Source organism: Amycolatopsis sp. lyj-108, assembly GCF_046549005.1.
GTDB lineage: Bacteria > Actinomycetota > Actinomycetes > Mycobacteriales > Pseudonocardiaceae > Amycolatopsis.
Genome location: NZ_JAJPWQ010000004.1, coordinates 194,306 through 221,294, shown reverse-complemented (window position 1 = coordinate 221,294; position 26,989 = coordinate 194,306). Strand labels below are relative to the sequence as shown.

General features: G+C 68.8%; 30 protein-coding genes. 13 read left to right on the top strand and 17 right to left on the bottom strand.

The genetic code is table 11. The features are described from left to right. The first annotated feature begins 17 nt into the window (after positions 1-17). Entirely contained in the window at positions 18-1,484 is a 1,467-nt protein-coding gene (locus tag ACLJO0_RS17055; protein WP_410579491.1) for a glycosyltransferase 87 family protein, read from the top strand. Here ACLJO0_RS17055 and ACLJO0_RS17050 read toward each other — a convergent pair. Genes ACLJO0_RS17050 through ACLJO0_RS17020 form a run of 7 tightly spaced genes read right to left on the bottom strand, consistent with a single transcriptional unit; the run spans position 1,415 to position 7,702 of the window. After that, positions 1,415-2,764: a TRAP transporter large permease subunit gene (locus tag ACLJO0_RS17050; protein ID WP_410579490.1), complete on the bottom strand. Its 1,350-nt coding sequence runs from the start codon at positions 2,762-2,764 to the stop codon at positions 1,415-1,417. The genes ACLJO0_RS17055 and ACLJO0_RS17050 overlap by 70 nt on opposite strands. Continuing rightward, positions 2,761-3,459: a molybdate ABC transporter substrate-binding protein gene (locus ACLJO0_RS17045; RefSeq protein WP_410579489.1), complete on the bottom strand. Its 699-nt coding sequence runs from the start codon at positions 3,457-3,459 to the stop codon at positions 2,761-2,763. Before ACLJO0_RS17045 ends, ACLJO0_RS17050 begins: the two co-directional genes overlap by 4 nt. Continuing rightward, positions 3,456-4,103, bottom strand: coding sequence for a 3-oxo-tetronate 4-phosphate decarboxylase (gene otnC / locus ACLJO0_RS17040; protein ID WP_410579488.1), 648 nt, complete (start codon positions 4,101-4,103; stop codon positions 3,456-3,458). Before otnC ends, ACLJO0_RS17045 begins: the two co-directional genes overlap by 4 nt. Next, a complete protein-coding gene (gene otnK / locus ACLJO0_RS17035; RefSeq protein WP_410579487.1) occupies positions 4,100-5,335 on the bottom strand; it encodes a 3-oxo-tetronate kinase in 1,236 nt (411 codons plus the stop codon). The genes otnC and otnK overlap by 4 nt, the downstream gene beginning before the upstream one ends. Continuing rightward, complete coding sequence (locus ACLJO0_RS17030; RefSeq protein ID WP_410579486.1) at positions 5,332-5,940, bottom strand: hypothetical protein; 609 nt, start codon at positions 5,938-5,940, stop codon at positions 5,332-5,334. Before ACLJO0_RS17030 ends, otnK begins: the two co-directional genes overlap by 4 nt. Continuing rightward, on the bottom strand, positions 5,937-6,734 hold the full coding sequence (locus ACLJO0_RS17025; protein ID WP_410579485.1) for a hydroxypyruvate isomerase family protein: 798 nt from the start codon (positions 6,732-6,734) through the stop codon (positions 5,937-5,939). Before ACLJO0_RS17025 ends, ACLJO0_RS17030 begins: the two co-directional genes overlap by 4 nt. Continuing rightward, entirely contained in the window at positions 6,731-7,702 is a 972-nt protein-coding gene (locus tag ACLJO0_RS17020) for a phosphoglycerate dehydrogenase (RefSeq protein ID WP_410579484.1), read from the bottom strand. The genes ACLJO0_RS17025 and ACLJO0_RS17020 overlap by 4 nt, the downstream gene beginning before the upstream one ends. Positions 7,703-7,828: 126 nt before the next feature. Here ACLJO0_RS17020 and ACLJO0_RS17015 point away from each other — a divergent pair, with 126 nt between their 5' ends. Beyond that, positions 7,829-8,536 (top strand): GntR family transcriptional regulator, encoded by a 708-nt coding sequence (locus ACLJO0_RS17015; RefSeq protein WP_410579483.1) that lies wholly within the window; start codon positions 7,829-7,831, stop codon positions 8,534-8,536. A 74-nt stretch (positions 8,537-8,610) separates the two neighbouring features. Here ACLJO0_RS17015 and ACLJO0_RS17010 read toward each other — a convergent pair whose 3' ends face one another. After that, a complete protein-coding gene (locus tag ACLJO0_RS17010) occupies positions 8,611-9,690 on the bottom strand; it encodes an epoxide hydrolase family protein (protein WP_410579482.1) in 1,080 nt (359 codons plus the stop codon). A gap of 112 nt (positions 9,691-9,802) precedes the next feature. Between ACLJO0_RS17010 and ACLJO0_RS17005 the strand changes: the two genes are divergently transcribed. Next, the gene (locus ACLJO0_RS17005) at positions 9,803-10,270 is read left to right on the top strand and encodes a MarR family winged helix-turn-helix transcriptional regulator (protein ID WP_125795899.1); all 468 of its coding nucleotides are present in this window, start codon (positions 9,803-9,805) and stop codon (positions 10,268-10,270) included. Positions 10,271-10,595: 325 nt separating this feature from the next. On the opposite strand, the gene ACLJO0_RS17000 is transcribed toward ACLJO0_RS17005, so the two are convergent. Both ACLJO0_RS17000 and ACLJO0_RS16995 read right to left on the bottom strand, forming a co-directional pair. Beyond that, the gene (locus ACLJO0_RS17000) at positions 10,596-11,474 is read right to left on the bottom strand and encodes a LysR family transcriptional regulator (RefSeq protein WP_410579481.1); all 879 of its coding nucleotides are present in this window, start codon (positions 11,472-11,474) and stop codon (positions 10,596-10,598) included. Between the two features lie 51 nt (positions 11,475-11,525). Further along, positions 11,526-12,281: an SDR family oxidoreductase gene (locus tag ACLJO0_RS16995; protein ID WP_410579480.1), complete on the bottom strand. Its 756-nt coding sequence runs from the start codon at positions 12,279-12,281 to the stop codon at positions 11,526-11,528. 152 nt (positions 12,282-12,433) lie between these two features. Between ACLJO0_RS16995 and ACLJO0_RS16990 the strand changes: the two genes are divergently transcribed. Continuing rightward, entirely contained in the window at positions 12,434-13,654 is a 1,221-nt protein-coding gene (locus tag ACLJO0_RS16990; protein ID WP_410579479.1) for a hypothetical protein, read from the top strand. Positions 13,655-13,697: 43 nt separating this feature from the next. Here the strand turns inward: ACLJO0_RS16990 and ACLJO0_RS16985 are convergent, their stop codons facing one another. Continuing rightward, complete coding sequence (locus ACLJO0_RS16985; protein WP_410579478.1) at positions 13,698-14,210, bottom strand: CGNR zinc finger domain-containing protein; 513 nt, start codon at positions 14,208-14,210, stop codon at positions 13,698-13,700. A 25-nt stretch (positions 14,211-14,235) separates the two neighbouring features. Between ACLJO0_RS16985 and ACLJO0_RS16980 the strand changes: the two genes are divergently transcribed. Beyond that, entirely contained in the window at positions 14,236-14,424 is a 189-nt protein-coding gene (locus ACLJO0_RS16980; RefSeq protein ID WP_125795894.1) for a hypothetical protein, read from the top strand. Here ACLJO0_RS16980 and ACLJO0_RS16975 read toward each other — a convergent pair. Beyond that, entirely contained in the window at positions 14,415-15,542 is a 1,128-nt protein-coding gene (locus ACLJO0_RS16975) for a tyrosine-type recombinase/integrase (protein WP_410579477.1), read from the bottom strand. The genes ACLJO0_RS16980 and ACLJO0_RS16975 overlap by 10 nt on opposite strands. 284 nt (positions 15,543-15,826) lie before the next feature. On the opposite strand from ACLJO0_RS16975, the gene ACLJO0_RS16970 reads away from it, so the two are divergent. Further along, on the top strand, positions 15,827-16,981 hold the full coding sequence (locus tag ACLJO0_RS16970; RefSeq protein ID WP_410579476.1) for a cytochrome P450: 1,155 nt from the start codon (positions 15,827-15,829) through the stop codon (positions 16,979-16,981). Here the strand turns inward: ACLJO0_RS16970 and ACLJO0_RS16965 are convergent. Together ACLJO0_RS16965 and ACLJO0_RS16960 are read right to left on the bottom strand one after the other, a co-directional pair. Further along, positions 16,972-17,397, bottom strand: a complete 426-nt coding sequence (locus ACLJO0_RS16965; RefSeq protein WP_410579475.1) for a nucleoside deaminase — start codon at positions 17,395-17,397, stop codon at positions 16,972-16,974. The two genes, ACLJO0_RS16970 and ACLJO0_RS16965, sit on opposite strands and share 10 nt — an antisense overlap. Next, positions 17,394-18,263 (bottom strand): LLM class flavin-dependent oxidoreductase, encoded by an 870-nt coding sequence (locus tag ACLJO0_RS16960; RefSeq protein WP_410579474.1) that lies wholly within the window; start codon positions 18,261-18,263, stop codon positions 17,394-17,396. Before ACLJO0_RS16960 ends, ACLJO0_RS16965 begins: the two co-directional genes overlap by 4 nt. A 93-nt stretch (positions 18,264-18,356) precedes the next feature. Between ACLJO0_RS16960 and ACLJO0_RS16955 the strand changes: the two genes are divergently transcribed. Next, complete coding sequence (locus ACLJO0_RS16955) at positions 18,357-18,803, top strand: Lrp/AsnC family transcriptional regulator (RefSeq protein WP_125795890.1); 447 nt, start codon at positions 18,357-18,359, stop codon at positions 18,801-18,803. A gap of 19 nt (positions 18,804-18,822) precedes the next feature. Here ACLJO0_RS16955 and rox read toward each other — a convergent pair whose 3' ends face one another. Next, positions 18,823-20,244 carry a rifampin monooxygenase gene (rox, locus tag ACLJO0_RS16950; RefSeq protein WP_410579473.1) on the bottom strand — a complete coding sequence of 474 codons (1,422 nt, stop codon included), beginning with the start codon at positions 20,242-20,244 and terminating at the stop codon, positions 18,823-18,825. Between the two features lie 233 nt (positions 20,245-20,477). Here rox and ACLJO0_RS16945 point away from each other — a divergent pair, with 233 nt between their 5' ends. Genes ACLJO0_RS16945 through ACLJO0_RS16935 form a run of 3 tightly spaced genes read left to right on the top strand, consistent with a single transcriptional unit; the run spans position 20,478 to position 23,152 of the window. After that, positions 20,478-21,152, top strand: a complete 675-nt coding sequence (locus ACLJO0_RS16945) for a TetR/AcrR family transcriptional regulator (RefSeq protein ID WP_410579472.1) — start codon at positions 20,478-20,480, stop codon at positions 21,150-21,152. Then, positions 21,149-22,282: an FAD-dependent oxidoreductase gene (locus ACLJO0_RS16940; RefSeq protein WP_410579471.1), complete on the top strand. Its 1,134-nt coding sequence runs from the start codon at positions 21,149-21,151 to the stop codon at positions 22,280-22,282. The genes ACLJO0_RS16945 and ACLJO0_RS16940 overlap by 4 nt, the downstream gene beginning before the upstream one ends. Before the next feature lie 54 nt (positions 22,283-22,336). Further along, positions 22,337-23,152 (top strand): hypothetical protein, encoded by an 816-nt coding sequence (locus tag ACLJO0_RS16935; RefSeq protein ID WP_410579470.1) that lies wholly within the window; start codon positions 22,337-22,339, stop codon positions 23,150-23,152. Here ACLJO0_RS16935 and ACLJO0_RS16930 read toward each other — a convergent pair. After that, positions 23,116-23,736 (bottom strand): CGNR zinc finger domain-containing protein, encoded by a 621-nt coding sequence (locus tag ACLJO0_RS16930; protein ID WP_410579469.1) that lies wholly within the window; start codon positions 23,734-23,736, stop codon positions 23,116-23,118. The genes ACLJO0_RS16935 and ACLJO0_RS16930 overlap by 37 nt on opposite strands. 90 nt (positions 23,737-23,826) lie before the next feature. Here ACLJO0_RS16930 and ACLJO0_RS16925 point away from each other — a divergent pair, with 90 nt between their 5' ends. The 3 genes from ACLJO0_RS16925 (at position 23,827) to ACLJO0_RS16915 (ending at position 26,282) form a co-directional block, all read left to right on the top strand. Then, positions 23,827-24,573 carry an MBL fold metallo-hydrolase gene (locus ACLJO0_RS16925; protein WP_410579468.1) on the top strand — a complete coding sequence of 249 codons (747 nt, stop codon included), beginning with the start codon at positions 23,827-23,829 and terminating at the stop codon, positions 24,571-24,573. 54 nt (positions 24,574-24,627) lie between these two features. Further along, entirely contained in the window at positions 24,628-25,398 is a 771-nt protein-coding gene (locus ACLJO0_RS16920; RefSeq protein WP_410579467.1) for a dienelactone hydrolase family protein, read from the top strand. A 167-nt stretch (positions 25,399-25,565) separates the two neighbouring features. Continuing rightward, on the top strand, positions 25,566-26,282 hold the full coding sequence (locus ACLJO0_RS16915; protein ID WP_410579466.1) for a class I SAM-dependent methyltransferase: 717 nt from the start codon (positions 25,566-25,568) through the stop codon (positions 26,280-26,282). A 51-nt stretch (positions 26,283-26,333) separates the two neighbouring features. Here ACLJO0_RS16915 and ACLJO0_RS16910 read toward each other — a convergent pair whose 3' ends face one another. Beyond that, on the bottom strand, positions 26,334-26,723 hold the full coding sequence (locus ACLJO0_RS16910) for a hypothetical protein (RefSeq protein WP_410579465.1): 390 nt from the start codon (positions 26,721-26,723) through the stop codon (positions 26,334-26,336). Positions 26,724-26,989: the final 266 nt, after the last annotated feature.

Genomic DNA, 26,989 nt, shown 5'->3' with positions numbered 1-26,989 from the left:
CCGGAGATCGTTTCCCCATGGAGTGGTCAAGAGGGCGACGCGTCGACCCGGCACTGATCGTCGTCGGCGGAGCGATGACCGTATGCGCCTTGGTGGCGCTCGGCTGGTGGATCACGGATCTGCCGCTCGGCGTCGATTCGGCGGTGTACCGGGCGGGCGGGTTCGCCGTGGTGGAAGGGGAAAGTCTCTATTCACCACTGCGGGCGCTTCCCGAATGGGCGCCGGAGCTGCCGTTCACCTATCCGCCGTTCGCCGCGCTCCTGTTCACCTCGCTGACCGCGTTGCCCACCCAGCTGTGCTGGGGCCTGCTGGCATTGGCGGCCGCGCCGTCGCTCTACTTCGCGCTCCGGCCGTTCGCCGACCGGGCCCACCTGCCGCTTCTGCTGCTCGGCGCCTTCGCGCTCCAGCCAGTGTGGCAGACCATCGGCCTCGGCCAGGTCAACCTCGTGCTGATGGCCGCCGTGGTGACGGACCTGGTCCTCCTGCGTGATTCGCGCTGGCGCGGGATCACGATCGGGTTCGTCGCGGCCGTCAAACTGATCCCGCTGATCTTCATCGCCCATCTCCTGGTGGTGCGGCGTACCGCCGACGCGGCACGCGCGCTGGCGGCCTTTCTCGGCGCGACGGCGTTCGCGATGGTCGTCCTGCCTGCCGACTCCGTTCACTTCTGGACTTCGGCGATCTTCAACGACCATTTCGCCGAGATGAAGGGCTGGGTGGGAAACCAGTCATGGCAGGGATTCGTCGCGCGGACCGGCCAGGAAGGACGGACGGCCACGGTGCTGATCGTGCTTTGCGGCGTGGCGTTCGCGGCGGTGTCGATGTGGCTCGTGCACCGCCTCCACCGAGCGGGTGACGACCGAGCCGCGGTGCTGGTGACGGCGGGTTGCTCCCTGCTGATCAGCCCGATCTCGTGGACCCACCACTGGGTCTGGGTGGTGCCCGCGATCGGCTTCCTCGCCGCCCGGGGACGCCGCGGGGTGGCGCTGATGGTCGCCGTCCTGTTCACCGGATGGACGGTCGCCGTGGTTCCAGGTGGCGGGGGAGCGGAGCGCGACTGGAACCTCGCGGAGGCCTTGATCGGCAACGCCTATCTGATCTGCCTTCTCCTCGCGGGACTCACCCGCCTACCCCGACGTATAACGCTATATACGCCGGGGCGACGCCCATCATTCGTCCGCGTCTCGAACGTTTTCTCGCCCTTCGCGCGTATAGAACAGAAGAAACGCCAAGATGCCCGCGATCCCAGCGACAACGCAGACGCTGTCGGCGACATCGGTGCCGAAGGCCGTCACGATCGGGCCGGAACCGACGACGATGCCGAGGGTTTGCCCGGCGACGACCACGAAGCCGCCGACGAGGAACGCGAAGAGGCAGACGCGGGTCGCGGCCAGCAGAATCCGATACACGGTGATCACGCTCCAGGGAGCCACAGCAGCCCGACGGCCATGAGGACGCCGAACAGCAGGGTGGGCAACAGGTAGTAGAGGACGACCGGCACGAAGATCCGGACCGGGTTGATCTCGGCGATGCCGGCCGCGACGTAAAGCGGTGCGGCGCCCGGTGGTGAGCATCCCTCCGAGGAGGCCCACACGAGGATCGCGGCGAAGGCGACGTGCGGAGGGATGCCGGCGGCGGTCAGCGCGGCGAACGCCACCGGGCCCACGGCGGCGACCGTGGACGTCGTGTTGAGCGGTCCGGCGACGACCACGATGACGACGCCGACCACGATGGCGGCCACCAGCGGGGAGACCCCGGTGAGCCCTTCCAGGTAGGGCTTGAGCTGATCGTCCAGGCCGAGTGTCTTCAGCACGTTCGACGCGGCGAACGCCGAGATCATCGTGACGCCGACCAGACCGAGCTTCGGCCCGACCGCCCCGAAGAGATCCCACCACTGCGCCCGCCCCTTCGGCAGCAGTTTCCGTTCGACGAGCAGGCCGACCAGCAGCATGACGATCGGCAGCCAGATGAGCAGCGGGATCGCGTCCGGGGCGTCGATGCCGATGCGAGCCGAGACGAAGTCCGCGGTCGGCGGGGCGGTGAGCAGGATCGGGACGGCGATCGAGCCGAGGACGACCAGTGACGGCCAACCGACCTTGAACGACGCCCGCAGCGGATGGATGTCCTGTGGCTCCATCGCTTGCACACCACGGCGTTTCACGATGACGTAGGCCATGATCAGCCGCATCCCCACCATCCACACGCCGGTGACGAAGATCGTCGGGACGATGTCGCCCGCGCTGAGCACCGGCAGCACGGTCGGGGCGGCGAGGAGGATGAAGAACGCGCCGCTGAAGGGGAAAGTGGCGCCGACACCGGCGTTTCCGGACAGGACCAGTGCGGCGGTCTCGCCACTGGCCTTGGACCGTTTCATCCAGGGGATGGTGATCGACCCGACCGTGGCGACGATCGCGGCGCCGTTGTGGGCGACCGCGCCGAACAGTCCGGAAGCGACAGTCGCCGCGTAGGCCGAACCACCTCGGCGGCGGCCGAGGAACGAGCTGAGGATGTCGACCATCCGCTGCACCAGCCCGGTCCTGGTGAGCAGTTCGCTGACGAAGACGAACGCCAGCGCGGCGAAGGTGATCTCGGACTTGAGGCCGTCGAGGAGGCTTTCCCAGGCGACGGCGAAGAAGTCCGTACCCGCGAAGGCGGCGGTGACCAGGAAACCGACGACCATCGCTTCGCCGATGTTGCGTTTGAAGATCGCGTTCCACACGACGATGGCGGCGATGAACGCGACCAGCGCCAGGATCGCGTTCACGCGCGGATCCGGGATGTGTCGCCGGTGACGAGGCCTGCGTCGTGGTAAGCGGTCATCGCCTCGGCGCTCGCGAGGAATCGCAGCAGGTCCGCGGCTTCGGACGGGGCCGCATGGCCGAGTGCGGCCGAGAGTTCGCTGTAGTGCTGGGCCCCGTCCGGAAGCGGTCCGACGATGCGGGCCTGCGGGACGAACTTCAGCTCACTGAGCTGCTGGACCGCGAGATCGGCGCGACCGTCGGTCACGGCGAGCGCGGTGAATCCCTTATCCACGATGGTGGCCCGAGCGTTCACTTCGTCGGCGATGCCCAGGTCTTCGAGCAGCCGGGCGAAGTAGATGCCACTCGCGCCGCTGCGGGAGTACGCGACGGATCGCGCGGAAGTGAGGGCCGTGCGAAGGGCGTCGACCGTGCCGATGTCGGGGTTGTCGAGTTCCGGCGCGGTCGCGATGCCGATCCCGCTTTTCGCCAGTACGACGCGGGATTCGGCGGTGACCGCGCCGAGCGCCTCGAGTTCGGCGAAGGCGCCGGAGACGGCGATCACGACCTCCGGTTTGGCGCCCTCCTTGATCTTCTCGACCAGGATGGTGGTGGGGTCGTACGTGACGTCGACGTCGACGCCGTGCTTCTTCGTGAACGCGTGCAGCAGCACGTCGTCGAGCGCCTTCTTGACGGAGAGGGCGGTGAAGAGGCTGATCATGGGGTGTCCCTTCGGGCGGGTGGGGAGTGGAGGGCGTCGCGCTGACGGTCGGTCAGCGGCCGGGGCGGACGGCCTCGCAGGAGCAGGAAGATCTCCGCGGTGTGCTCGAGTTCTTCGAGCGTGTCCAAGGCGGTGTCGAGGTTCGTCCCGGCGACGACCGGGCCGTGGTTGGCGAGCAGCAGCGCCGGATGGTCGACGGCGGCGCGAGCGATCGGCTCGGCGACGCCGCGGTCGCCCGGCGGGTGGTAGGGGAGCAGCGGGAGGCGGCCGACCCGCATCGCGAAGTACGCGGTCAGTGGCGGGATGGCGTCGTCCGGGTCGAGACCGTCCAGGCACGAGACGGCGGCGGAATGGGGCGAGTGGGTGTGCACGACCGCGTTGTCGGAAGGACGCTGCCGGAGCACGATCGCGTGGAAGAAGGCTTCCTTCGACGGTGGCGGTCCGGCGAGGTGGTTTCCGTCGGCGTCGACGACGGACAGATCTCCCGGTCGCACCGTGCCGAGGCAGGCCCCGGTGGGCGTGACGAGGATCTGCTCGCCGTGGCGCACGGAGATGTTGCCTGTGCGGCCGTGGGTGAGACCCCGGTCGTAGAGGGATCGCGCCGCGGCGATGACGCGTTCGCGGTGGAGCCGGTCGGCACTCATGAGCCGGACGCCGCCGCGAGGAGGTCCGGATCGCCGAAGTTGCCCGACTTGAGCAGCAGGGCGGGCCGGTCGTCGCCCACGGGATGGATCCACGGCACGCCGGGTGCGGCTTCCGCCCCGATGACGCCGCCGTGGACGTCGAGTGCGGTGACGATCGCGCCGGAGGTCTCGCCGCCGGCCGCCACGAGCCGGCGTACACCGCGTTGGACGAGCCCGACGGCGATGAGCCCGGTCGCCCTCTCCAGGATTTCGGCGGATCTCACCACGCCCAGTTCTTGGTGGGTGCGCTTGAGATCCGCCGGGCTCGACGACGAGTAGACGAGCGGTCCGGGTGCGGTCTGGGAGTCGTACCAAGCGAGCGCTTCGGCCGCGAGGGCGTCCGGATCCGGTGTCGCCACCGGGTCGAGCCGGTACGCGGGCCGGCCGAGACTCGTCATGACGGCGACCTGTTCGAGCGTTCGTGCCGAGCAGCTTCCGGACAGGACGGCCGCCGGGCCGGTCGGGGTGGGCGCCTCGGCGACCGGAGGAGCGCTGGAGGCTCGTGCGGCGGCGAGTCCGGCCGCGAGACCTGCCGCTCCCGCGACGAGGGGCGAGTTCACCGCGACCCGGCCCAGCAGCCGCAGATCGTCTTCGGTGAGCGCGTCGACGAGCACGTAGCCGGTCTCGCTCTGGATCGCCGCGCGCACGGCGGTTTCCCCGCGCCGGACGACGTCGTGCGTGATCAGGGTGACCGGGGTATCGGTCTGCGCCCGCAGCAGCCGGGGTAGATGCGAGTCCGTCATCGGGGTCGCGGGATGGTCGCGCATGGGTGATTCCGCGAGCAGGGTGTCGCCGACGAAGAGATGGCCCTGGTACTGCGTGCGCCCGTGCTCCGGTGAGCTCGGGGTCATCACGACACCGCCGGGCGGCGACGCCTGCGACAGCGCGTCGAGCACCGGGCCGATGTTGCCGCGCGGCGTCGAGTCGAAAGTGGAGCAGTATTTGAAGTAGATCTGCTCCGCCTGCCGGTTTCGCAGCCACCGCACCGCTTCCAAGGACGCCGCAACCGCTTCGCCTGCCGGGATCGCGCGGCTCTTGAGGGCGATCACGATCGCGTCGTGCGGTGGTGTCGCCTCGTCTTCGGGTGGTACGCCGAAGAACAGCAGGGTGCGTAGTCCGCCCCGGCGGAAGGCCGCGGCGGCGTCGGTCGCGCCGGTGAAGTCGTCGGCGATCGCGCCGAGCGTGCCGGTCATTCCCCGATCACCGCCTTCAGTCTCGCCGCGGCGCTGCGAGGCCCGGACACGACGGGTACGCCGAGTGCGGCTGACAGCTCTTCCGCGGCGGGGGCGAGGGAGTACTGGGCGAGCAGGACGAGATCCCATCCGACTGCTCGCGCCCGGCACGTTTCGACAAGCCTGTCCGGCGCGAGCACTCCGCAGACCTCGACGGTGATCCCCTTGTCGCGTGCCGCCTGCTCGAAACGCGCCGTGGAGTCGCTCAGCGCCGAGGCCAGCGAGGCGACCACGAGGATCCGGGTGTGACCGCTGGATAGTGCGTCGTCGAAGGCCGCTTCGTCGGGCGCGAGAAGCGGGACCGGCGCGTCGACCTGCTTCGCGACCTCGCCGTAGAGCGAGCACGTGAGCAGCACGCCGTCGGCGCCGCCGGTGACCGCGTAGTCGATGAGGCGGCGCATCCGGTCGTCCAAAGCGGACGTGCGGCCGTCTTCCCCGACGTCGGCCAGCAGCCGGTCGTCGAGGATGTTCCATGGCTGTGCCCGCGGGAACCCGGCCGCCAGCGCGTTCACCGCCGGCGGGATCGCGGCGGGTGTGGCGCTGATCAACGCGATACGTGGGCTCATCGGATCTGCTCCTCGATCCAGTTCAGACCTGCTTCGGTGCTGGTAGCGGGCTTGTACTCGCAGCCGATCCAGCCGTCGTAGCCCTCGGACTGCAGGGTGTCGAAGACGTCGGCCCAGGGAATGCCGCCGGTACCGGGTTCGCTCCGGCCGGGTGAGTCGGCGATCTGCAGGTGGGCGGCGCGGGGCAGGAATTCTCGCAGCGCCGTGACGACGTCCTTCTCGTCGATGGAGGCGTGGTAGACGTCGAAGAGCAGAGACAAGTGGGGTTCGTCGATCGCGTCGGCCACCGCTGCCGCGTGTGCCTGGTCGTCGAGGACGAAGCCCGGAGCGTCCTGTTCGTTCTGTGCCTCCAGCAGTAGCCGGATGCCGCTGCCGCGAGCTTGATCCGCCGCCCAGGCGATGTTCGCGACGTACTGGGCGAAGGCACGATCACGAGAGACGCCGGCAGGCCGGATCCCGGCGGGCAAGTGCAGGAAGGTGCTGCCCAAGGCCACGGCGTACTCGAGGCCGAGTTCCACTCCTGCGCGGAATTCGGCCGCACGGCCGGGCAGGCAGGCGTAACCGAGCCGTTCGGGAGAGCCGGGTTCGCCGGTGGGGGAGTTTATGAGGATCTGGGTCAGTCCCGCGTCGGCGAGGCGGCGGATGAGCGCGGCGGCGGGGAAGGCGTACGGCGAGGCGTACTCGACGGCGGTGAAACCGGCGGCCGCGGCCGCGTCGAAGCGCTGTTCGAAGGGGAGTTCCGTGAACAGCCACTTGAGGTTGGCGTCGAGCTGGAGTCCATTGTGGAGGATCATCGGCGGTATCCGGGGTTGACGAGGTTGCCGGGAGTGCGTCCCCGCAGGACGTCGATCACCTGCTGCGTGGCCATCAGGCTGGAGCGGGACCGGGCCTGTTCCGTCGCCGCGCCGATATGGGCGGTGACCAGGACGTTGTCGAGCCGGCGCAGCCTGCTGTCGAGTGGCAAGGGCTCCTCCGTGAGCACGTCCAGGGCCGCGCCCGCCAGCGCGCCGTTCTCCAGCGCGTCGGCGAGGGCTGCCTCGTCCACCACTTCTCCGCGTGCCGTGTTGATCAGGAAAGCCCCGGGTTTCACCTTCCGTAGCGCGGACGCGTCGATCAGGTGACGGGTGGAGTCGTCGAGGAAGATGTGCAGGCTGAGGAAGTCGGCCTCCGCCAGTACTTTGTCGAAGGTGCGGGCTTCGACGCCGGTCTCCGCCAGGAAGTCCCGGTCCGGGTACGGATCGTGGGCGACGACCCGCATTCCGAGCGCCAGCCCCAGCCGGGCGACGGTCTTGCCGATCGAACCCAGCCCGATCAGGCCGAGCACGGCGCCGTCGAGTTCCCGTCCGCTGCGCTGCTCCCAGCGACCTTCCCGGACGCTCGCGATGTTCTGCGGGATCAGCCGTGCGCAGTTGAGCATGAGCGCCAGGACGTGTTCGGCGACGGAGCGGCGGTTCGCGCCCGGGGTGTAGGTGACGGCCACGCCATGGCGGGTCGCCGCGTCGAGGTCGATGTTGTCGTAACCGACACCGCAGCGGCCGAAAACCTTGAGCCTGGGCGCGGCCTCGATGACGGCGGCGGGGAAGGCGTCGGTGCCCGCGACGATCCCGTCGGCCTCACGGACGAGGTCGGCCAGGGGAGTGCCGGTGGCCTCGCGCTGCGCAGGGGTGGTGAAGACGGTGTCGAAACCCGCGTCCGAGAGCAGCTTGTCGACCTCGCCGCCGGGCTTCAGATACGAGGTCGTCACGAGTACGCGCATGGTCATCCGGTTCGTTTCTCCTGTTCGAAGCTGCCTGATGGAAATACTATAGGATTCGTGTCAATACTATAGCCAGGCAAGATCGAACCGATCCGGCGTGCGGGATATCGTGATGCGACTAAGGAGGGACCTATGACTTCCCCGCGGAGGTCCGGACGACAGCCGCTCGCCGACCGGATGTACGAGGTGCTGCTGGGGCAGTTCACCGACGGCCGATGGTCCGCGGGCGAGCCGGTCAACATCGGCGCGCTGTCACGGGAACTCGACGTCAGTCAGACGCCGCTGCGGGAAGCGCTGGCGCGGCTGGAACACACCGGGCTCGTCCGCCGCGAGGCACTCAAGGGCTACCGGGTCGCCCCGCTGCTCACCGAGTTCGAGCTGGTCAAGCTGATGGACGCGCGGCTGGTCCTCGAACCCGCGCTCGCCTACGAGGCCGCCCGCCGGACGACGCCCGAGTTCCTCGAAGAGGTCTTGGAGAGCGTCGACAACCTCGCACGGGCGGCCACCTCGCCGGACACCGCGGCCTTCAGTGCGTACTGGACCATCGACGAACGATTCCACCTGCTCATCGCCGCCCAGGCGGACAATCCGTTCCTGGAGAAGGCGTACCGGTCGCTCGGGGGACAGGTGCAGCGGTTCAGGTTCTTCGCGAAGCTCGGGTCCGCCAGGGGAGCGCCCGGGCTGGCGGCGGAGGAGCATCGCGCCGTGTACGACGCCCTGGTGGCGGGGGAGCCCGACGAGACGGCCGCTCGGATACGCCGGCACATCGAGAACGCCAAGCAGCGCGTCCTGGAAGACCGGAAGTCGGTCGAGGCGGCGGAACTCCCGACCGTTCGCTGACCTTTCTTCAAGTGTATAACGGCCTATACGTTGGGGCTGGCTTCAAAAATCATCAGCTCCATCAGAAAACACGGCTAGGACGTGGGTGGGCCGAGAAAGAAAGTCCGGATGTCGGCGGCCAAGAGGTCCGGTACTTCCATCGCGGCGAAGTGCCCGCCGCGCTCGAACTCCGACCAGTGCCGGATGTCGTACAGCCGCTCGGCCAGTGGTCGCACCGACTGCGTGATGTCGTGTGGGAACACCGCCACGCCGAGCGGGACCGGGCACGGCTCGGTGCCGCGCGCGGCCTCGTGGTGCAGTCGCGCGGAGGAGGCCGCGGTCGCGGTCAGCCAGTACAGGGAGATGTCGGTGAGCATCCGGTCGTCGCTGACCGGCGAGCGGGGATCCGTCCACTGCGCGAAACGCTCGGCGATCCAGGCCAGCTGGCCGACCGGCGAATCGGTCAGCGCGTAGCCGATGGTCTGCGGGGTCGCGGCCTGCAGTGCCTGATACGGCGGCCGGTTCGCCATCAGCCGCCGGACCTTGTCCAGCCGGGCTTCGTCCTTTTCGGACAGTTCGACAGCGGCGTCCGGCCGGGTCGGCAGGTAGTTGACGTGTACGCCGACGACCTGTTCGGGGGCCACCGTGCCGAGTGCGATCGAGATGCCCGAGCCGAAGTCGCCGCCCTGTGCGCCGTAGCGCTCGTAGCCGAGCCTGCGCATCAGCTCGGCCCAAGCTCGCGCGATCCGGGTGAGGTCCCAGCCGCGTTCGTGGGTCGGGCCGGAGAATCCGTAGCCGGGGATGGACGGGATGACCAGGTGGAAGTCGTGTGACAGCGGCTCGATCACGTCGAGGAACTCCAGGAACGAACCGGGCCAGCCGTGGGTGAGGATCAGCGCGAGGGCGTCCGGGTTCGCGGACCGGACGTGGACGAAGTGGATGTTCTGGTCTTCGATCTCGGTGGTGAAGTGCGGAAGCTCGTTGAGCTCGGCTTCGTGCGCGCGCCAGTCGTAACCGGTGCGCCAGTGCTCGGCCAGTTCCTTGAGGCGGGCCAGTGGAAAGCCGTAGTCCGAGCCGGCGTCGGTGATCTCGTTGGGCCAGCGGGTGCGGGACAGGCGGTCGTGGAGATCGTCGAGGTCGGCCTGGGGGATGTCGATGCGGAAGGGCTTGATCACGGTCTTGGCTCCCGGAGAGTCATTCGCCGCCTAAACGTTCAGGCGACTAACGTTTGGTCTCCGAACGATACTGCAATCGTTCGGGCTCCCAACGATTGGTTAGACTCGTCACATGGAGAACTCGTCCGGAGAGCCGCCTGCCCGATGGCGCGGTCTGCCCAGCTGGCTGCTCACGCAGACCGCGAACCACGCCCATCGCCTGGTGACCGACGGGTTCTCCGCCGTCGACGCCCGGGGCTACCACTACCGCGTGCTGGCGACGCTGGAGGAGTACGGGCCCGCCAGTCAGGCGACACTGGGCCGTCGCAGTGGGATCCACGTCAGCGAGATGGTCGCCACGATCAACGAACTCGCCGAACGCGAACTGGTCGAGCGTGCCCCCGATCCCGCCGATCGGCGGCGCAACGTCATCTCGTTGACCACCGCGGGGAAGCGGCAGTTGCGGAGGCTGGAGAAACAGCTGGCCGAGCGCCAGGACGAACTGCTGGAACCGCTGTCACCCGGCGAGCGGAAGCAGTTCAGCGAGTTGCTGTCGAAGCTGCTGGATCACCATGATCGGCGAACCGGCGAGGCCTCGTGAGTGGAGATTCGGGTTAGAGCGAACCGTGTTCTAGGTGCCTACGTCGGGCGGGCCGGGATCGCAAGTCCGTGAAGGCCTCCTTCCCTACCCTGAGAGTAGGGAAGGGGCCCCTTATGGCATGCGGGCCTCAGCTCGGGCCCGAGCCGAGGCTGGGGGCGGGCAGGAACACCACCTGGAGTCTCAGCGCTACAGCGACAGCGCGTGAAGGTCGAGTACATGAAGGACCCCATCCTTGCGCCTAGGTACAGGAAGGGGTCCTTCATGTACTTCAGGCAGCACGCACGACCACCTTGCCGCCCAGGAGTCCTTCACGGGCCCGTGCGCCTCAGGAGAAACCCTGGGCAGACGCGAGAAAGGCCTGGCGAGCGTCGGAAGTGCTGTGCTGGGGCCAAAGGGCCTGAAGCGGGACGTGGACCGCTGGTTCCAGCCGCAGGACGCATACGGCGCCGCCGGCCGCCGGTCCGGGCGGCGCGGTCACGAAGGCGACGCCGTCGGTGTCGAGTACGGCGGTGACCGGTGGTGTTCCCTGGATGGGGTTGCGGTGCACGCGTGGCTCGAATCCCGCGTCACGGCAGAGATTGACGAGTAGATCGGTGTACCCGGAGCGGCCTGGATGTCCCCAGACGGTGATCTCCTCGTCGGCGAGGTCGCTCAGCTGGAGCTCCTCGCGTCCGGCGAACCGGTGGCCGGCCGCGACGGCGACGTTGAGCGGCTGCCGGATCAGGGTGGTGCCGACGAGGCCGTGCGCGAGGGTCAGGGCGCGGCCGAGGCCGAGATCGAGTTGTCCGCCGAGTAGTTGCGAGACGAGTTCGTCGGGATAGCGCTGGTTGACGTCGATGATCAGCCGGGGGTCGGGCTGGTGCTTCCGGAGCAGGGCGGTGACCTCGTCGCCGGTGACGGCGGGGGTGTGGCCGACGCGGAGTCGTTCCGGTTCGCTCCGGCCGATGCGCCGGGCGCGCTGGACGGCGGAGTCGGCGATGCCGTGCAGGAGGTGGGCGTCGGCGATGAGTGCCTGTCCGGCGGGGAGGACGGTGACGCCGGTGGCGCTCCGCTCGAGCAGGGGGACGCCGACTTCCCGCTCGAGCGTGCGCACCGAGGTCGACAGCGCCTGCTGGCTCAGGTGCAGCCGGGTCGCCGCGCGGGTGAAGCTGCCTTCTTCGGCGACGGCGATGAGGTGGTTCAGCTTGTACAGGTCCAGGCCCACCCCGGGGTTCCCCTTCGTGTTCGGTCTGCGGCGTCTCGGTCAGCGTAGGGGTCAGCGGGTGGTGTAGCCGCCGTTCGGGAACATCGTCTGGCCCGTGAACCAGCCGCCGTCGGTGGCAAGGAACCGGATGATCGGCACGATGTCCTCGATCTTCGTGAGGCGTCCGCCCATGGCCTGCGACTTGTGGAACTCGACCCGTTCGGGCGTTTCCTGCGGGTAGAAGAACGGGGTGTCCATCGGGCCGGGGGCGACGACGTTGACCGAGATGCCGCGGTCGGCGAACTCCTTGGCGGCGGCCCTGGTGAAGTGCTCCAGCGGCGCTTTGCCGCCGGCGTAGGTGGAGTAGCCGTCGGTGAAGGCAGCCAGCAGTGAGGTGCCGAGGCTGATGATCTTGCCGTTGTCGGAGAGACGTCGTCCGGCTTCCTGGATGAAGAAGTAGGCGGCTTTCGCGTTGACCGCGAACATGCGGTCGTACTCCTCCTCGGTGGTTTCGAGGATCGGTTTGCGCAGGACCATGCCGGTGGTGTTGACCGCGATGTCGGCGCGGCCGAAGTTGTCGATCGCGGTGTCGAAGAGGCGGCGGACGTCGGCGACCCTGGTCAGGTCGCCTTGGACGGCGACGGCTTCGGCGCCTGTGCCGCGGACGGCTTCGACGGTCTTCTCGGCGTCGGCCGCGGAGGTGTCGCCGTGGTAGTGGACGACGACCTTGGCGCCGGCCTCACCGAGGGTGGTGGAGAGGAGTCCGCCGAGGTTCTTCGCGCCGCCGGCGATGATCGCGACCGTGTCGTTGAGGTTCTGTTCGTTCATGGTTCCGACCGTAGGAGCCGTGGGCGGGGGCTGGGAAACACAAGATCGAGGTGGGCCCACAAGCCTGGCTTGTGGCCTTCCCCACCTGCTTTCGAGCTGTGAATCTTCGGGATCGAACGGCGAAATGACCTCACATTGTGGACACTCTGATCGTGCTTCGAGAAGTCGACGACCTTGATCAACCCGCCGTTCCCGAGACGGCGCCCCGGCAGGGGCGTCCGGCGCGTGTGTTCGAGAGAGTTCTCGACAGACTGGCTTGGTCGCCTTATCCAAGGGCGATCGCGCTGTATCTGGTGATCCGCACGGCGAGTGTCCAGTTGCTGGATCTGCTGGCCTCCCGGCGTGGGGCGACGCTGACCGATCGGCTGACCGCGTGGGACGGTCAGTGGTACCTGCGGCTGGCGGTGCACGGGTACGCGGATCTGCCGGGGACGCTGGACGCGGCGCGGCAGCCGTATTCGGACGCTCCGATGGCGTTCTTCCCGCTGTATCCGAAGCTGGTCGGCGCGGTGATGTGGCTCGGGCCCGATGTCGTGACCGCGGCGCTGACGGTGTCGGTGATCGCCGGTCTCGTGCTGGCGTGCGGGCTGATCCGGATCGGGCGGGCGGTGTCGCCGGATCGGGGTGACCGGACCGGGTTGCTGCTGGTGGCGTTGTGGGCCGGGGCGCCGATGGCGATCGTGTTCTCGATGGCTTACACGGAGGCGGTGTTCTGCGCGTTCGCGGTGTGGGCGCTGGTGGGGGTGCTGGAGCGGCGCTGGATGCTGGCCGGGTTGTGTGCTTTCGGGGCCGGGTTGTCCCGGTCGACGGCGGTGGTGCTGGTCGCGGTGGTCGTGGTGGCGGCGTTGATCGCGGTCTTCCGGCGCACGGAGAAGCGCTGGGGGGCGTTGGCGGGTGCGGTGGTCGCGCCGTTGGGGGTCGTGGGTTACCTGGGGTTCGTCGCGTACCGGACGGGTAGTTGGACCGGCTGGCAGGACATCGAGTTGCGGGGCTGGAACACCGAGTTCGATTTCGGGGCGGAGACGGCGGATTCGGTGCTGGCGCGGTTGACCGGGGACGAGTCGGTGTTCAGCACGCTGACGGTGTTGTTGCTGCTGGGAGCGGTGGCGTTGGCCGTGGTGGCGGCGTTGATCCGGGTGCCGTGGCCGTTGACGCTGTACGGCGTCGGGGTGCTGTTGCTGGCGATCGGGACGCGGGGGCTGCCGGACGCGAAGATCCGGTTCATCCTGCCTGCTTTCCCGGTGCTGATCCCGATCGCGATCGGGTTGTCGAAGCGGCGGACGGTGACGGCGGTGGCGGCCGCGGCGGCGTGGGTGGTCCTGGGCGCGTGGTTCTCGGCGCATGCCCTGACGGCCTGGCGGTACGCGATCTAGACCGGACTCGCGTGATCGGAAGCCGAACTCTCGCGGGTGGCGTCTAGCCGGCCTGCCGGGTGCGGTGGTCGGCGACGTGGACCCTGGTGGCGCAGCGGGTCGAGCAGAAGCGGCGTCGGCCGTTGCGGGAGACGTCGACGTAGACGGTTTCGCAGCCTTCGCGTGAGCAGACACCGAAGCGGTCCGGGGCGTCGCAGACGAGGTGTGCGAGCCCGCCCGCGGTGTAGGCCCGGACCCGGGAGACGGTGCCGGCGTGCGCGTCGACGTAGTGCAGGTGGGGGGCTTTGCCGTCGTGGGTGGAGATGTAGGGCTTGGACGCGGAGTCGTGGAGCAGCGCGTTGACCAGGTCGACGCGTGTGGCCGGGGCGGCTTCGAAGACGTGCCGGAGTCTCTGGGTCCAGGTGATGATCTCGGTCGATTCGTGTTCCTGTACGGCGGGGACGGTCATGCGGTCTTTGAAGATCGCGGTGAGGGTGGCTGGTCCGGCGGCGTCGCCGAGATTGACCAGTTCGGCGGCGATCTGCGCCGCCGCTCCGCCGTAAGGGTTGAAGTGCATTGACTCATTACAGCACGATCGGGGTATGGAAGCGAACATGTGCCCGCGGTGCGGGTGGCCGCTGGCGGAACTGCCGGGAAGCGTGCGGAACACCCAGCGGGTGTCTCAAGGCAGGCTGGAGTACGTCCGGTGTCTGTGCGGGAGCTGGCTCACGCGGGTCGACGGTGTCGTGATCGGGGCGACGAAGTCCCAGCTGGGGCAGGCTCAGCTCTGACGGTGGCGCGCGTCGGCGAGCAGTTGCGCGAGCGCGTGCACGGGGGAGGTCTCCAGCTTGTGCCGGTGCGCGTCGTAGCGGTCGCGGGTGGTGCGGATGTCGGCGTGGCCCAGCAGATCCTGGACCTTCTGCACCGGGACGTCGTTGGCCAGCAGCAGGGTGCCGGTGGTGCGCCGCGCGGTGTGCGGGGAGATGGTGTTCGCTTCGGCGAGTCCGGCGGCGCGGGCCTGTGCCCGCAGGAGGAACCAGACGTCCCGTTGCGCCAACGGTTTTCCGCCGGGTTTGGTGCTGTCGTAGCGGTGGGGCATGGTCGCGAGCAGCGGCCCGGTCAGCTCGTCGGGACGGACTCCGGCGCGGGCGGCGCGCAGGTCGAGGTAGCGGTGCAGCGGGTGCAGGGCGGCGGGTACGAGCGGGACGAAGTCGCGATGGCCGCCCTTGGCGGTGTAGCGCAGGATCGTGTGCCCGGCGTCGGTGTCGAGGTCGCGCACGGTCGCGGTGGTCAGGCCCGAGACACGCAGGCCGGTGTAGAACAGGATCGCGACGACGGCGGCGTCGCGCCAGGACGCTTCGGTGTCGTTGGTGCGGGCTCGGTTCTCCATGTGGTTCAGCAGTTTCGCCGTCGACTCGCCGCCGAGGGCCGGTAGCGGCGGGGTCTTGCCGGTCTTGGGCCGGTTGACCGCGGAGACCGGGTTGCGGTCGGCGATGTCGTTGGACTGCAGGTACCGGTACCAGCTGGAGATGCCGGCGAGGGTGCGCGCGACGGTGGAGTCGGCGGCGGGCCGGGGCAGACCGTCCCTGCCGGTGACGGTGAGGGTGTTCTTCCAGGCGTCGACGTCGGCGCGGCGGGCCGTCAGCGGGTCGAGCCCGGTGCGGGCGCACCAGCCGAGCCAGGCGGAGAGGTCGGCGTAGTAGGCGCGGCGGGTGTGGTCGGTCTTGTCGGTCTCGAGCCAGAGCGTGGTGATGTGCCGGATCGCGTACCGGTCGAGCGGGTCGGCGGGCGGGAGCGCGGGAAGCAGCGCGACGGCTTCGGCGAGGATCTGTCGCCGGTTCTCGGCCCTGGTCTCCGGCAGCCGGGCCGTCGGTGCTTCCGGCGCGGTGGGCACGAGTTCGGCGGACATCGTGATCATCCTAGCCGAAGTCGGTCGTCGGCGACCCGTCTCGTTCCGCTATTGACAGGGTCGTAATCGGCGCCATATTTTTCTTTTCGTCACGTCGATGACCACTGGGGATTGGGGGAACCACAATGAAGGCCGTTCGTTTCTTCACGCGTTCGATGCTGCGCAGCATTCGCAGTAAGGAGTCGGGCTGGGTGATCTACTACATGGATTACTGAGTCTGAATGTTTTCGGTTGCGGCGGCGGTCTCGGGGCCGTCGCCGCAACCGTCTTGTTCTGGGGGAATCATGCATACGGTCGCCGAGGGCGTTCCTGGTGGTTTACTGGCCGATCCGTTGCGGCATCTCCTGACGTGGGATCGGGCGGGGAAACCGCCGGTGGTCCTGTTCGAACCGGGTCGTCATCTCGTCTCCGACGCGGAGATCGTCCGTACGGTCCTCGCGAGCACGACCGAGCCTTTCGAGGCCCGTGCCGCCACGCTGGGCGCGGTCGCGGACTGGATCCCGGGTTCGGAGAAGAGCCGTCCGGTGAACGCCGCCATCGCGCGGGAACTGGACGGCGTGCTGCGTTCGCTGCCCAAGGAGCACATCGCCGAGGAGTTGCGGGCATCGATGGGTGGCGAGCCTTGGCCGTCGGCGGTCTCGGACCTGTACCTGCGGTTGTTCGGTGATCGGCTGCTGCCGGATCTGTCGCCGTCCGCTCGCAAGGCGCTGCACCGTGCGCTGTCGTTCTCGAACCGGCGTGACCGGGACAAGTCCGCCGTTCTCGCGCTTCGCCGCCGGATCGCGCACAGCCGGGCGGAGGCCGCGCTCTACCGGTGGGCGTCGGATCGGGACGGCGACACGGGTTTCCAGAAGGCCGTCCACGACGCGGTCAAGTCGATGGACGAGGTCGCGCTCGTGCTGCACGGCCTGATCGGGGCGCTCTGCCGGGCGACCGCGATGGTCCTGTCCTGGTGTGTGCTGCTCGACAGCGGCTGGCGGCTCGGGATACCCACCGGTGCGACGTTGACCAGGGGAGAACCGCGCGATCCGGTGGAGAACCGGGTGCGCGAGGCGTTGCGGCTGTGGCCGACGGCCTGGCTGATGTCCCGGAAGGTCACCAGCCCGGTCGAGGTCGGCGGAGTGCCGTTGTCGCCCGGTGAGCGGCTCTATCTGTGCACTTTCCTCCTGCACCGTGATCCACGGGTGTGGAATGACGCCGACGAGTATCTGCCCGCGCGCTGGGAAAATCCGCCAGACGGGTATAAAGCGGTCTATCTTCCCTATGGCTTCGGGGCGGCCGCGTGCGTCGGTTCGCGTTTCGTGAACCAGGCAACGGCACGGGTCCTGGAATGCTGGGATGAATTGCCGGCCGCGAAAATCGAGCTGTGGAAAGAGAATCCGGTGATGGGGCCGATTCTGGCCCCGCCGGAATTCCGATTCGCCGCCGCTCAGGTGTAGTAGCCCTCCACGGGGACGCGGGCCTCGTCGTACAACGCCGGGCCTTCGAGCCGGACGGGCGGCGCGGTGGACGGCGGCTTGAGCGCGGTGACCTGGTCGCCGGAAAGGGCGAACACGACCCGGCCGAGGCCGGAGCGTTCGATGGCGCCCTGGCACATCCCGCACGGCTGGCAACTGGTGTACATCGTGGTCGCCGCGGCGGCCGCGGGGTCGAGTTCGCGCGCGGCCCAGACGGCGAGTTTCAGCTCCGGGTGCAGGCTGATGTCCGATTGCGACACCGAGGTGTTGTGGTCCTCGGCGAGCACCGTGCCGTCGGGGCCGACGAGCAGCGAGCCGAAGGGCGGGTCGCCGTCCGTGCGGGATTTCGCGGCCAGTTCGATGGCGCGGCGGAGGAACTTCTCGTCTTCTTCGGTCATGGTCGGTCCTGTTCGGTTCGGTAGCGGCCCAGTTCCCAGTGTGCGGCCACGGTCGCCAGCGCCTGCCAGGCGGCTTCCGGGCGGAGTGTCTCCTCGGGGTCACCGGAGAACGGGTCGAGGACGACCGTCTCGGCACCGAGGTGGCGTAGCCGGTCGAGGTCGTCGACGATCTGCTCGATCGTGCCTTCCCCGGCGAGGCGGCCGGGTCCGGTGACCGGACGGCCGGTGATGTTCAACAGGATCCGCGGGGTGAACGCGGGGACGGGCCGGTTCTGCGCGTCGGCGATGGTCTTGACCCTGGTGAGCGCTTCGGTGAGCCAGGGGAGGGTTGCCCGCAGCGGATGCCAGGCGTCCCCGACCCGGACGGCGCGGCGGATCCCGGCGTCGCTGTTGCCGCCGACCCAGATCGGGATGTCACCGGCGCGGTAGTCGGCGTCGTCGGCCCAGGCCTTCCGGACGGCGTCGAGATGGCCGTCGGTCAGCCGTCCTCGTTTCTCGAACGGGACGTCGAGCGCTTCGAACTCCTGACGGGCCCAGCCGGACGCGACGCCGAGCACGAGCCGTCCGCCGCTGAGCTGGTTCAGGTTCGCGGCCATGCGGGCGATCAGCAGCGGATGCCGGTACGGGACGATGAGCACGGTGGTGCCCAGCCGGATTTCGTTCGTCACGCCGGCGAGCCAGGACAGCGTCGTGAACGGTTCGTAGAACGGCGCCGGATACTGCTCGGCGACGTCGGGGGTGATGGCGACGTGATCGGACACCACGAGCAGGTCGTAGCCGAGGCCTTCGACCGTGGTGGCCCAGCCGCGGAGGATCCCGGGGTCGGTCCCCGGTCCGAAATTCGGGACGTTGACACCTATTCGCACAGGTCAAGGCTATCGGCGGGGCGAGTAACCCGGGAAGAGATCTTTCCCGGCGTACGGGCACTTCCGCCGTGGATCTGCCGGTATTCTGCCCCGATGGCCGAGACTCTCGACGCGACCGACTGGGCGATCCTGGTGGAGCTCCAGAACGACGGGCGGCTTCCGCTCACCGAGCTGGGGAAGCGGGTCAGCTTGAGCGCGTCGGCGACGACGGAGCGGGTGAAGCGGCTGGAGTCGGCCGGGGTGATCACCGGCTATCGCGCCGAGGTCGACCTGGAGAAGGCCGGGTATGTGGTGCTCGCGGTGGTGCGGCTGAAGTATCCGGGCAGCAAGCACGCGCCGTTGCACAAGCTCCTGGCGGAGCGGACCGAGATCCTCGAATGCCTCCGCACGACCGGTGACGACTGCTATTCGCTGAAGATCGCGGCGCCGTCGATGGGACGGCTGGAGGAGATCGTCAACGAGCTCGCGCTGTTCGGGAGCACGAACACCAACATCGTCTACAACCAGACGTTGCGTTACCGGGGTCCGCAGGGCCCGTGACCGGGCCCCGCGGACGTCGCTAAAGCCCTTCGCCGAACCACCGGCGCAAGGCCGTGAGCAGCTCTTCCTGGTCTTCGCCCGCCCACGCCACGTGCCCGTCCGGCCGCAGCAGCACCGCCGGTACCTCGAGTTCCTCGCTGACGTCGACGACGTGGTCGACCCGGTCCGCCCAGTCCCGCACCGAGAGCGCACCGGTCTGGTCGAGCAGCAGGCCGCGACCGCCACGGGTCAGCCCGTAGAGATGTCCCTGCTTGAGGTCAAGATCCCGCATCCGGCGGCCGAGAAGCTCGTGCCCTTCGCCGAAGTCGTAGCGGATCGCGGTCGCGGTGATCTTCTCGGTCAGGAACAGGCTCACGTCCTCGAACTCCATCAGTTCCGTCAGCAGCCGCCGGACGGCCTGGGAACCCGGATCGAGCGACATCAGCTGCATCTGCGCGCGGGTGTTGTCCAGTACCGCGGCGGCCACCGGGTGCCGTTCGGCGTGATAGGTGTCCAGCAGGCCTTCCGGTGCCCAGCCGTTGACCGCGGCGGCCAGTTTCCAGCCGAGGTTGAACGCGTCCTGGACACCGAGGTTGAGCCCCTGCCCGCCGACCGGCGGGTGGATGTGCGCCGCGTCGCCCGCGAGGAACGCCCGCCCTGCCCGGTAGCGCTCGGCCAGCCGGGTGGCGTCGCCGAAGCGGGAGAGCCAGCGCGGCGAGTGCACGCCGAAGTCGCTGCCGGCGACGGCCTTGAGCTGTCGTTTGACCTCGTCGAAGGTCGGCGGGATCCGGGGATCCTCGGCCAGCCCTTCGGCGGGCACGCCCACCCGGTACACCCCGTCGCCGATGGGGGAGAGACCGAACCGCAACTGGGTCTTGCGGACCTCGGTCATCACAGCGAGCACCGTTTCCCAGTCCTCGGTCAGTTCCATCTCGCCCAGCAGCGTCTCGGCGGTGGCGGGCTCGCCGGGGAAGTCGATGCCGAGCAGCTTGCGCACCGTGCTCCGGCCGCCGTCGCAGCCGACGAGGTAGCGCGAGCGCAGTGACGTCCCGTCGGAGAGCTCGACGTCCACGCCGTCCTCGTCCTGGCTCAGGCCGACCAGTTCCCGGCCGCGCCGCAGGTCGACGCCCACCTCGATGGCGTACTCGGTCAGCAGGCGGTCGGTGACGGTCTGCGGAATGCCGAGGATGTAGGCGTGGGCGCTGTCCAGCGGCGGCGCCGGCTTCAGGATGCCCGCGAAGGAGCCGCCGACCGGGTACTTCGTGCCGTGTTCGAGGAAGCGCTCCAGCAGGCCCCGCTGGTCCATCAGCTCGATGCTGCGTGCGTGCAGGCCCATGGAGCGGACGACCTTGGTCTGTTCCGCGTCCTTCTCCACGACGACCACATGGACGCCGTGCAGTCGCAGTTCGGCGCCCAGCATCATGCCGGTCGGTCCGCCGCCCGCGATGATCACGTCGATCAAGAGTTCCCCCGATTGTCGAGCTCGTGGTGTCCGGCGGGAGATTCTGCGGCACGACAGGGGTCTTGCCGCAAGCCCCCGGGTGCGCTATACGTTAGAAGTGGCAGGGAGCGTCGTTCTCCCTGCTTTCGTCATTTCAGTCCGCAGTGGACGGACAAACCCCCGTTGGAAGCAGTCTGGTTCGCCGTGGCCGTGTCGAACGCGTTCGTTACGAACATGTTCGCTATAGTGGTCGCATGGCACCCGAGAAGAGCCGCCGGGAACGACCGGCCAAACCCGCGCTGACCCGCGCCGGCATCGTCGCCGCCGCGGTCGCGATCCTGCGAGAGGAAGGACTCCGGAAGGTCACGATGCGCCGCCTGGCGCAGGAACTCGACACCGGCGCGGCCTCGCTCTACGTCTACGTCCGCAACACCGCCGAGCTGCACGCGGCGATCCTGGACGAACTCCTCGGCACGATCGCCCCGCCGCCGCCGGAAGGCGACTGGCGCGACCGGCTTGAACAGCTGCTCACCGGCTACACCGCGACCCTGCTCGAGTACCCCGGCCTCGCCCTGTCCGCACTGGTGGCCCGCCCGAGCGGCGAGAACTACCTCCGCCTGGTCGAAAACCTGCTCGCCCTCCTCGCCGAGGGCGACGTGCCGGCCGAGCGGCGCGCGTGGGGGATCGACATCCTCCTCCAGCACGCGACGGCGACCGCGGCCGAGCACGCCGAGCAGGACTCGCCGGACGACTGGGACGCGCTGGCCCGTGCCGTACGGGACGCCGACGAGACCACCCATCCCCAGATCGCGGCGCACGCGGCCGACCTGCTCACCGGACAGCCCGAACAGCGGATGTCGTGGGGATTGCGGGTGCTGATCACCGGAATCACGCACACCGGCCTGCCATCCGAAAGGAACCTGACATGACCACGCACCACCCCATCGCGATCATCGGCGCCGGCCTCGGCGGCCTCACCCTCGCCCGCGTCCTGCACGTCAACGGCATCGAGTCCGCGGTCTTCGACCTGGACGCGTCGCCGTCCGCGCGGGCGCAGGGCGGAATGCTCGACATCCACGTGGAATCCGGACAGTCGGCGCTCCGGGCCGCCGGACTCCACGACGAATTCCGCGCGCTCGTGCATCCCGGTGGCGAGGCCCTGCGCATCCTCGACCGGCACGCGGTCGTGCACCGCGAGGAAACCGACGACGGCGACGGCGGACGCCCCGAAGTCGCCCGCGGCGACCTGCGCGACCTGCTCCTCGGATCCCTGCCCGAAGGCACCGTGCGCTGGGGCGCCAAGGTCACCGGCGCACGCGCGCACGACAACGGCGGACACGAGGTCACCCTGGCCGACGGCACGACATTCACCACGGATCTGCTGATCGGCGCCGACGGCGCGTGGTCCAAGGTCCGCCCCCTGGTCTCGGCCGCCGAGCCTGCCTACGAGGGCATCTCCTTCGTCGAAGTGCACCTGAACGACGCCGAGAACCGCCACCCCGCGAGCGCCGCGCTCGTCGGAAGCGGCATGTTCTTCGCACTCGGCGAAGCCAAAGGATTCCTGGCGCATCACGACACCACCGGCAGCCTGCACGTCTACGTCGCCGTGAAGACCGACGAGGACTGGATCTCCACTGTCGACTTCAGCGACACCACCTCCGCGAAAGCCGCCGTGCTGGACCACTTCGACGGCTGGGACGCGGGCCTGCGAGCGCTGATCACCGACGCCGACGGGGAACTGACCCCACGGCCGATCCACGCGCTGCCCGTCGGCCACCGCTGGGATCGCGTCCCCGGCGTCACTCTTCTCGGGGACGCCGCCCACCTGATGTCGCCGTTCGCCGGCGAAGGCGCCAACCTGGCGATGCTCGACGGCGCCGAACTCGGCCTGGCACTCGCAGCTCACCCCGGCGACGCCGAAGCCGCTCTCAGCGCATACGAGACGGCGCTGTTCCCGCGCAGCGAGGCCTCCGCGGCCGAATCCGCCGAAAGCCTTGTCCTGTGCTTCGCCGAAGACTCCCCGAAGCCCTTGCTGGAACGGTTCGCGTCCTACCGTTGAGGCAACCATCGCGCGGCGCCGGGCGTGAACCCGGCAGACGAGCTAGGGGGAACAGTGGCGAAGGGCGCACTCAGCTTCGAAGAGATCGCGGTGACGAGGAGGTGGCTGGCGAAACGCGGTGTCGAGGTGGTGACACCGTCGTGGCTGCTCGCCGCCCGGGTCGGCCCCCGCCTCAGCCGGACTGTTCCCGGCCGGTTCCGCTGGCTTGCCGCCGCGCTGGCGGTGGGTGTCCTGCTGTGCATCGCCTACGGGTTCTTCGACTTTCGTGACGGCGAGGCACCGGTCAGTGTCTACTTCTGCTTCGTCGGTGGCGCCCTGCAGGTCGCGCTCTGGTGGTCGTACCTGCGCCGCGAACGGGAGCTGGGCCCGCTGCCGGTGATGGATCAACGGTCCGGGCGACGGCCGCCGGTCCTCGGGATCCTCGGCGGCTGGTACGCGTCCTCGTTCGTGATCACTTTCGGCGGCGGCGTCGCTCTCGCCCTCGCGGTCTACCTGAGCACCCCGGCGAAGGCGAAGGCATACGCGACGGGCTGGCTCCTCGCGCTCGGCTGGGCCGCCCTGTGCTGCTCGGTGATCCTCCTCAGCGCACTGCGGCGGCCCGTCCACGCCGAAGACAGGGCTTCGATGGCCGTCGACACCGAGCTGCGTGTCATGGACAGCCAGTACGCGATACCCGGCGTCTACGCGGTGGTCGTCCTGTACGACCCGCTTCTCGGCGACGGGCCTCCCGCCGGGTTCACCGGCTGGCTGATCGCCTACGCCGTACTCGGCATCGGGACGACGTTGCTCGGTTTCCGGCAGCATCACCGCCGTCCCGCGTTGCCGCCCGGTAACTACGAAACCCCGGTCGGCTGCGAGCGCCTGGCGTAGGCGCGGGCGGCGCGGGCCCTGTCACCGCAGCGCACGGAACACCACTGACGCCGTCCATTGCGCAGGAAGAACCGGGTGCACGGCGGCGACCCGCAGGCGGCGATCCGCTCGGCGTCCGGCCCGGTCAGCAGGTCCGCGGCGTTGGCGGCGAGCGTCGCCAACGCGTGCTCGACGATCTGGGTGACCGGATGCGACGCCGTGCGGTGCAACCCCCGCACGGGGTCCCAGCGCAGAAGTTCCGCGGTCGGGGCCTTGCTCAGCGCGTCGTTGACGGCGTCGAGTGCGCTTTGCGGAGCCGGATCCGCGCAGGACCTCGCCGCGAGCAGCACCCGGACCTGTTCACGCAACGACCGGACCAGGCCCGCGCACATCTCCCGCAGACCGGCGTCGACCGGGGCGAGCCCGTGCGCGGCCAGCCAGTCCGTCGCGGCGGCCGGAGTGCCGAGGAGGTCGGTGAACTGGCCGCCGGGCAGCGCGATGGTGGTGTTGGCGAGTGCCAGCGCGACGTACTGCTCGGCGCCCGGGGCAGGGGGAAGGGCAGCGGTGTCGTCCACGTTCTCATGGTAGGCGCTAGGTTCAACCATGAGGAATCCTCACGGAATTAGTTGCACTCTTCCGTGAGAGCTGACTAAGGTCGATCACGGAAAGAACAATACCTATCCGTGAGGTGGAAGATGACCCAGATCAGCGAACAGCTTTCCGTCCAGGTCATCGGCGGGCCGACCGCGCTGATCGAGTACGGCGGCCTGCGGTTCCTGACCGACCCGACCTTCGACGAGCCCGGCGACTACGCGAGGCCCGACGGGAGGCCCGGCCTCACCAAGACCGCCCCGGCCTCGGTGAAACCCGCGGACCTCGGCCACGTCGACGCCGTCCTGCTCTCCCACGACGAGCATCCCGACAACCTCGACAATTCCGGTCGTCGATTCTTGGCCGACGTGCCACTGACCCTCACCACGCCCAGCGGTGCGAGCAGGCTGGGCGGCACCGCGAAAGGGCTGGCGACCTGGGAGGCCGTCGAACTCGGATCCGTGACCGTGACCGCCGCGCCCGCGCTCCACGGACCGGAAGGCGCGGAGATGATCACCGGCGACGTCGTCGGCTTCGTGCTCACCGGCCAGGGCCTGCCGACGGTCTACGTCAGCGGCGACAACGCCTCGCTCGACGTCGTCCGGCAGGTCGCCGACCGGTTCGGCCCGGTCGACACCGCCGTGCTCTTCGCCGGTGCCCCGCGACTGAAGCCGGTCTTCGACGGCGCACTGCTCGTCCTCGACAGCGCACTGGCCGCGGAGGCGACGCGGATCCTCGGTGCCCGCACGGTCGTACCCGTGCACATCGACAGCTGGGGCCACTTCACCGAAGACCGCGAAGACCTGGTGGCCGCGTTCACCGCCGCCGGTCTGGCCGATCGGCTGCGGTGATCCATCGCCGGTGTGGCGGCACGTGATCGAAAACGTGGCTACGTTCGAAAGGGCATGCAGACAAGAAAAGGGAGCATCGCCATTTCCGCCACCACACTCAGCATCCCCACGCCGGACGGTCAGTCCGACGCCTTCGCCGCATACCCAGACGAAGGCGGAACGCATCCGGGCGTCCTCCTGTACCCGGACGCCTTCGGGCCACGGCCCGTCCTCTGGGACATGGCCCGCGAACTGGCCGGACACGGCTACTACGTACTCGTCCCCAACGTCTTCTACCGGCACCGCCCGGCACCGGTGTTCGACCTTCCCGAGCGGATCACCGCCGAAGACCGGCCGGCGCTCTTCGGCCAGATCATGCCCCTCATCGAGGCGCACACCACCGAACACGCCCTGAGTGACGCCGGCGCCTACGTCGGCTTCCTCACCGCACAGCCCGAGGTGAGCGCCGGACCGATCGCCACGATCGGCTACTGCATGGGCGCCGTCCTCGCGATGCGCACCGCGACAGCCCACCCCGACAAGGTCGCCGCCGTCGCCGGATTCCACCCCGGCGCCCTCGTCACCGACCAACCCGACAGCGCGCATCGACAGATCCCGAACCTCACCGCGCAAGTCCACCTCGGCCTCGCCGAGAACGACATGACACCCGAAGCCATCACCGAGATCAGCCACGCGTTCGACGCCGCCGGTGTCGGCTACAGCTGCGAGATCTATCCAGGCACTGTCCACGGCTTCACCATGTCCGACACCGACGCTTATGACCCGGCCGGATCGAAGCGCCACTGGGAACGGCTGCTGCCGCTTCTCGCTAGCGCGCTGACCTAGACGGCGCCCGGCACCTGCTTTGGTAACGCGAATCTGACGTGCTGAGTCATCGGGTTCCCAATGTCGCATTGGAGACGCTCAGCGTCCCTAATGCGACATTGGGGACATCGGACCGGCGATGCGCCTTTTCGAATTCCGATAGCCCCGCCTGTGCCATATTGGGCCATATGCCGATCAGTCCCGAAAGCCTTGCGGAAACCGACTACGACGCCTTCGCCGAAGCGTATGCGGCCGAGAACGAGACCAGTCTCATGAACGCCTACTACACGCGGCCGGCGATCCTGGAGCTGGCCGGAAACGTGACAGGCAGGCGAATTCTCGACGCGGGCTGTGGAGCGGGCCCGCTGTTCGAGGCACTGCGCGACCGGGGCGCGATCGTGGCCGGCTTCGACTCCAGCGCGAAAATGGTGGAGCTGGCCCGAAAGCGGCTGGGCGCGGACGCCGCTCTTCAGGTCGCCGACGCGGGTAGCCCGCTACCGTATCCCGACGCCGCGTTCGACGACGTCATCGCCGCTCTGGTGCTGCATTACCTGGAAGACTGGGCCGCGCCGCTGGCCGAGATCCGGCGCGTGCTGAAGCCCGGCGGCCGGCTGATCATGGCCGTCAACCATCCCACCATCTTCAAACTGGTCCACCCCGAAGCCGACTACTTCAAAACCGTCCAGTGGTCCGAGGAGTACACCTTCAGCGGCCAGAAAGCCGTGCTGACGTTCTGGCACCGGCCACTGCACGCGATGACCGACGCCTTCACCGCGGCAGGATTCCGGACGACGGTCGTCAGCGAGCCCTACCCGGCACCGGGCGCTCACGAGCGTTTTCCCGAGGAACTCGCGGGCAAGACCGCGTTCATCGGCTTCCTGTTCTTCGCCCTCGAAGCCGTATGACAGGACGTGGCCTGTCCGGCTCACCGGACAGGCCACGTCGTCTTTCTCAGCTCAACACTGCTTCGTGGCACCGCCGTCGCTGAGGTACGCGTCGGCGAACCAGCCCGCGGTCTGCGTGCCCGCGATACGTCCCCACGTCCAGGTGTGTTTCCCGCCGGCCTCACCGCCGGCCGTCCAGCAGTGGTAGTAGATCAACGTGCCCTTGCCGACCTGTCCCGGCGCGGCACAGCTGGTGTGCGGACCGGTCCGGTAACGCAGGTCCGTCTTCGCCCTGCCCTCGCCGCTGTCCTTGTTCGAATGCGAATGACTGCAGCTCATCGTCTGGACCGGTTCGGTCTGCATGCCCGCGGGCGCTGCCCCCGCCACGCCGCCGGCGCCGAGCAGTGTCGCCGCGGCGACGCCCGGCAGTACGAGCAAGGTTTTCCGAAGCAAGTTCCTCATGATGTCCCCTCGAAACGGTCGGTTATCCGTCCGTCCGAACGTATGGGCCGGGGGAACACGGCTCCAGACCTTTTCGCTCTGCCGAAAAGGTATCGCTGACCAGGCAAAACGCTCTCAGTTGGCCGCTGGGCGCCTAACTCGTCCCTCCTGGTGTCTTCCGGTCGGCCTCCTTCGCATCCCGGCGGGGCCGTTCGCGCCGTCATTCGATCCCACTTCCGGAGTACTCAGTCATAAGGGGCATTATCACGGTGCCTCAATCTGAGCTC